Source organism: Acidovorax sp. SRB_24 (genome assembly GCF_012931925.1).
Genome location: NZ_MWOM01000065.1, coordinates 3,216 through 7,679 on the forward strand (window position 1 = coordinate 3,216; position 4,464 = coordinate 7,679).

General features: G+C 71.1%; 4 protein-coding genes. All 4 read right to left on the reverse strand.

Annotation, left to right across the window (positions count from 1 at the left end; genetic code table 11):
* Position 1: 1 nt before the first annotated feature.
* On the reverse strand, positions 2 to 979 hold the full coding sequence (locus B2J89_RS17345; RefSeq protein ID WP_169170245.1) for a tripartite tricarboxylate transporter substrate binding protein: 978 nt from the start codon (positions 977 to 979) through the stop codon (positions 2 to 4).
* Between the two features lie 166 nt (positions 980 to 1,145).
* The gene (locus B2J89_RS17350) at positions 1,146 to 1,940 is read right to left on the reverse strand and encodes a tyrosine-protein phosphatase (RefSeq protein WP_169170246.1); all 795 of its coding nucleotides are present in this window, start codon (positions 1,938 to 1,940) and stop codon (positions 1,146 to 1,148) included.
* Positions 1,941 to 2,066: 126 nt separating this feature from the next.
* Entirely contained in the window at positions 2,067 to 3,071 is a 1,005-nt protein-coding gene (locus B2J89_RS17355) for a glycerophosphodiester phosphodiesterase family protein (protein WP_169170247.1), read from the reverse strand.
* 140 nt (positions 3,072 to 3,211) lie between these two features.
* On the reverse strand, positions 3,212 to 4,464 hold a 1,253-nt coding region (locus B2J89_RS17360), incomplete at its 5' end, for a 3'-5' exonuclease (protein ID WP_169170248.1).

A 4,464-nucleotide genomic window follows, 5' to 3' on the forward strand; every position in this document is an offset into this window, starting at 1 on the left:
CTCAGTCCACCGAGGCGCCCGACGCCTTCACGGCGGCGCCCCATTGGCGCACTTCGCTGGCGATGAAGCGGTCGAACTCGGGGCCGGTGGTGGGCGCCGGCTCCGAACCCCGTTCGCGGATGAAGCGCGCCAGCGGCTCGCTGCGCAGCAGCTCCACCACCTCGCGGTTCAGGCGCTGGGTGATCTCGGGCGGCGTGCCTTTGGGCGCCATCAGGCCCAGCCAGCCGACCGCCTCGAAGTCCTTGAGGGCCGGGATGCCGCTTTCGCGCATGGTGGGCACATCGGGCAGCTGCGAGGAACGCTGCGCCGACGTGACGGCCAGCGGGATCGCGCGCTTGGACTGGATGTGGGGCATCGCCGCGGTGACCGAGTCCACCATCAGCGGCACCTGCCCGCCCAGGAAGTCGGCCTGCGCGGGGCCGCTGCCGCGGTACGGAATGTGCGTGATGAACACGCCCGCGCGCGCCTTCATCATCTCGCCCGACAGGTGCTGCGTGCCGCCGATGCCCGCACTGGCGTAGTTGAGCTGCCCGGGCGCGGCCTTGGCCTGGGCCACCAGTTCCTTCATGGTGGTGATGCCCGAGCCGGGCGTGGCCAGGAAAATGAGCGGCACCTTGGCGATCAGCGAGATGCCGACGAGGTCCTTGGTGGGGTCGAACCCGACCTTCTTGTACAGCGTCTGGTTCACGGCCATCGCGCTGCCGGCGACGAGCAGCGTGTAGCCGTCGGGCGTGGCGCGCACGACGAACTCGCTGCCGATGTTGCTGCCGGCGCCGGCCTTGTTTTCGACCACCACGGGCTGGCCCAGGCGCTGGCCCAGCTGGTCGGCGAGCGCGCGCGCAAAGATGTCGGTGGCCTGGCCCGCCGGGAAGGGCACGATGAGCTTGATCGGTTTGTCGGGCCACGCCGCGTGGGCGGTCGTGGCCACGCCCAGGGCCAGGCAGACGGCGGTGGTCAGCAGGAGGCGGCGAGGGTGCATGGTGTGGATTCTCCAGAAAAGGTCATGAAAAAAGGGGGCGGTCGCAGCGCCCGGCAGGCCGGGCCGTGGCGGCGCCGCCCGGGCGCACAGCGGTGTGTGGCGGCCGCAATGCTAAGCGCTGGGGCGGGCAGATTTCTGCAGCGCCCCCAAGTGGGTCATCCGCACCTCACGCAGCGGCCGGCCGGGGCTCCAGGTACAGCGCCGCCAGGCGCTGCTGCGCGGCGGCGTTGACGCCCAGCACGCGCTCCAGATAGGGCTGGATGCCGCCGTGCTCGGCTTCGACACCGTGCAGCGCGGCCTCCAGAAAATCTTCCTGCACGCGCCAGAGCACCTGCAGCACCTCGTCGGGCGCAGCGCTGGCCACACTCGCGGGGCGGCGGTAGAGCGCGTTGGTGAGCAGGTAGTCCTGCATGACCACGGCGCGCGGCACGCCCAGCGCCAGCAGGATGAGCGCGGCGGCAAAGCCGGTGCGGTCCTTGCCCGCGGTGCAGTGGAAGACCAGCGGCGCGTCGCTGTCGAGCAGCAGTTCGAACAGCTGCGCAAAGCGCGGCGCGTTGTCGTGCACGAAGCCGCGGTAGGTGTCCTGCATCAGGCCCACCGCGTCCTGCGCGGTGAGCTGGTGGCCCGACTTCAGCAGCTGCTGCGTGCGCTGCACCACGGTGGGCTCGATGGTGAGGTGGTGCTGCGCGACGCCGGGCAGCGCGTAGGCAAAGGCGCTGCGCTCGGACTCGCCGCGAAAGTCGGCGGTGCGGGCAATGCCGAGTTCGCGCAGCACCTGCAGATCGGCCGGGCTGAGCGCGGCCAAATGATCGGCGCGGAACAACCGGCGCCACCTGAGCGTGCGCCCGCCATGCCCGGCGTAGCCGCCGAGGTCGCGGAAATTACTGGCGCCGGCCAGGGCGATGGAGCGCGCCGGCACAGGGGTGGTGGAAGGAGAAACGGCACGGGGGTGCAGGGACATGGCAACAACCTCGGTCAACGGTCAGGGGATCACGCAGAGGGTAGCGCGCCCGCAGCGCTCCGCCCTGCCGGTTGCGGGCCCGGGCTGCGGCGGCCCGCAGAGGCAGCCGGCGCCCCGGGCCGGGTCTCAGGGCTTGGGCTGGGCCGCCCAGGCATTGCGCGCCGCCACCGCCAGGTCGGGGTAGTTGGCGAACATGCCGTCCATGCCCATGGCCAGGTAACTCTGGAACTCGGCCGCGGCAAGTGCGGCATCGGGCTTGTTGAAGGTCCAGCCGTGCACCCGCATTCCGGCAGCATGCGCCTGGTCGATGAAGGCCTGGGTGACCGGGTAGGCCTTGTTGCCGACGGAAACACCCACGCCCGCGCTGAAGGTGGCCACCTCGGGCAGCGTCAGAAGCCTCCACCCGTCGGGGCCCCGCACGCGCATGCGCACCCCGCCGTCTTCGGCCACGGCGGCGTAGCCCAACTGCACCAGCGGGTAGGCCAGGCCCTGCGCCTGCTGCTTGGCGCGCAGGCTGCGCAGCGTGGCGTCGCTGAACGACTGGATGAACAGCTTGCTGCCGGCGCGGTAGCCATTGGCCTGCAGTGCCTGAAGGATGCCGTCCTCCATGTCCGGGTCGGCCTGCTTGGCCTCGGGGTAGATGCCCACCTCGCGCCCGGTGGCCGCACTTTGCGCCCTGGCCAGATCGATGACCTCCTGGAACGTGGGCACCGCCAGCGGTTGCGCGGCCGTGGGCACAAAGCCCGCGTGCGCCGTCCCGGCCGTGGGGCCAAAGGGCTGCACGGTGAGCCTCTTGATCTCGGCGAGCGTGAAGTCGGCCACCTTGTAGGCGCCGCCGCGCTGCGCAAAAACGCTGGCGACGTTGGTGGTGCGCTGCAAGCTGTCGTCGTGCATGGCGACCAGTTGACCGTCGCGGGTGAGCTGCAGGTCGGGCTCGATGAAATCGCTGCCCATGCGCACCGCCAGCTCGTAGCCGGCCAGCGTGTGCTCGGGCAGGTAGCCGCTGGCGCCGCGGTGCGCTATCACCTGCGGCTTCGCGGCACTGCCGGCCGGGCCGTTGCCAAGGGTGCTGCAGCCCGCGGTGACCAGGGTGCACACGCACAGCGCCGCGAGCAGGGGGGGTTTGAACATCGCAGAGGGCCTTTCATGAAGACAGACAAGGAAGCTGCCACAGCATGGCAGTAAGACACACCGAGCGCGCAGCATGGAAACTGTAGGACGCCCGTGTGACAGCAGGGTGCCCAGCTGCCCGCGGCGCTGTGGCCACGCGTTCAACCCGGCGCCGCAGGTGCGGCAGATGCAGTCATGACATAGCCCAGCTGCGCCACGAAGCTGCTGGGCCGCGCGGCGTGCGCCAGCAGCGTGAGCTGGCGGCGCGCGCGCGTCATACCGACGTACAGCGTGTTGCGCTCTTCTTCGGCGCTGGCGTGCGGCACCGGAAAGATGCCGCGCTCCAGGTACGGGATCACCACCTGCTCGAACTCCAGCCCCTTGACGTGCGCGATGCTGGCCAGCACCAGGCTGGCCGCGCTGCGCAGCGCGCCCTGGCGCTGCTCGGTCTGGTTCAGGTGCAGGAAGTAGTCGCGCGCCGAGGCAAAGCCGCGCGCGGCCGCGCACAGGCCGGCGAGGTTGTCCTGCGCCTCCTGGCGGCGCTGGCGCGAGACCAGGGCGCCGTGGATGAGCGCGTCGATCTCGAGCGCACCGAGCACGCGCTGCAGCATGTCGGGCGCAGACGGCTCCTGGGCCACGGCCACGGCGGCGCACAGGCGCCGGCGCGTGGCGGGCTCGACGTTGGGCAGGATCTGGTTCTGGAAGAAGTGCTGCAGGAACAGTGGGTTGTCGGTGACGCTGCGGATCGCATCGGCCAGCAGGTCCTGCTGCGACTCGTGCTCGCGCCCGGCCACCGTGATGCGCGCGCCGCAGAAGAACACCAGCGCGTGCATCAGCGCCTCGCGCGTGCGCGGCTCGGCCACGCTCTCGAAGTTGTCGGTGGCCACGGCCAGCAGGCCGCGCACCAGCAGCACCTCGGGGCGCAGCAGGTAGCTGCCCATGCCGCTGAGCGTGTAGGGCACGCCCGCCGCGATCAGCGCGTTCTCGATGCCCACCGACTGGTGCGCGTGGCGCAGCAGCACGGCGCACTGGTCCATGCGCGCGCGCGGCGTGGCGCGCCAGCGGGCTACTTCGGCCAGCACCAGGTCCACGCACTGCGCGCCGTCGCCGTAGGACAGCAGCGCCACGCCGGTGTCGTGCGCGGCGGCGCTGTCGTAGGCCTTGTCGGCCAGGCGCGCGACCTTGGCGGCCAAGCGCTTGCCAAAGCGGTGGCTGGGCGTGAGCGGCAGACGCACTACGGGGCGGCCGGTGGCCTCGGTGATGGCGCCGGCCATGAAGATGGCGTCGGCACCGCCGGCGCTGTGGATGACCTGGTCGCGGTCGCCGACGCCGCAGAACAGGCTGAAGGTGGAGTTGAGCAGCGCCGCCAGCACGGTGAAGGCGGCCTGGTTCATGTCGTGCATTTCGTCCACGC

Excerpts from the sequence above, each read along its gene's own strand:
- B2J89_RS17345 (WP_169170245.1), bottom strand. The coding sequence starts at position 979 with ATGCACCCTCGCCGCCTCCTGCTGACCACCGCCGTCTGCCTGGCCCTG.
- B2J89_RS17350 (WP_169170246.1), bottom strand. The coding sequence starts at position 1,940 with ATGTCCCTGCACCCCCGTGCCGTTTCTCCTTCCACCACCCCTGTGCCG.
- B2J89_RS17355 (WP_169170247.1), bottom strand. The coding sequence starts at position 3,071 with ATGTTCAAACCCCCCCTGCTCGCGGCGCTGTGCGTGTGCACCCTGGTC.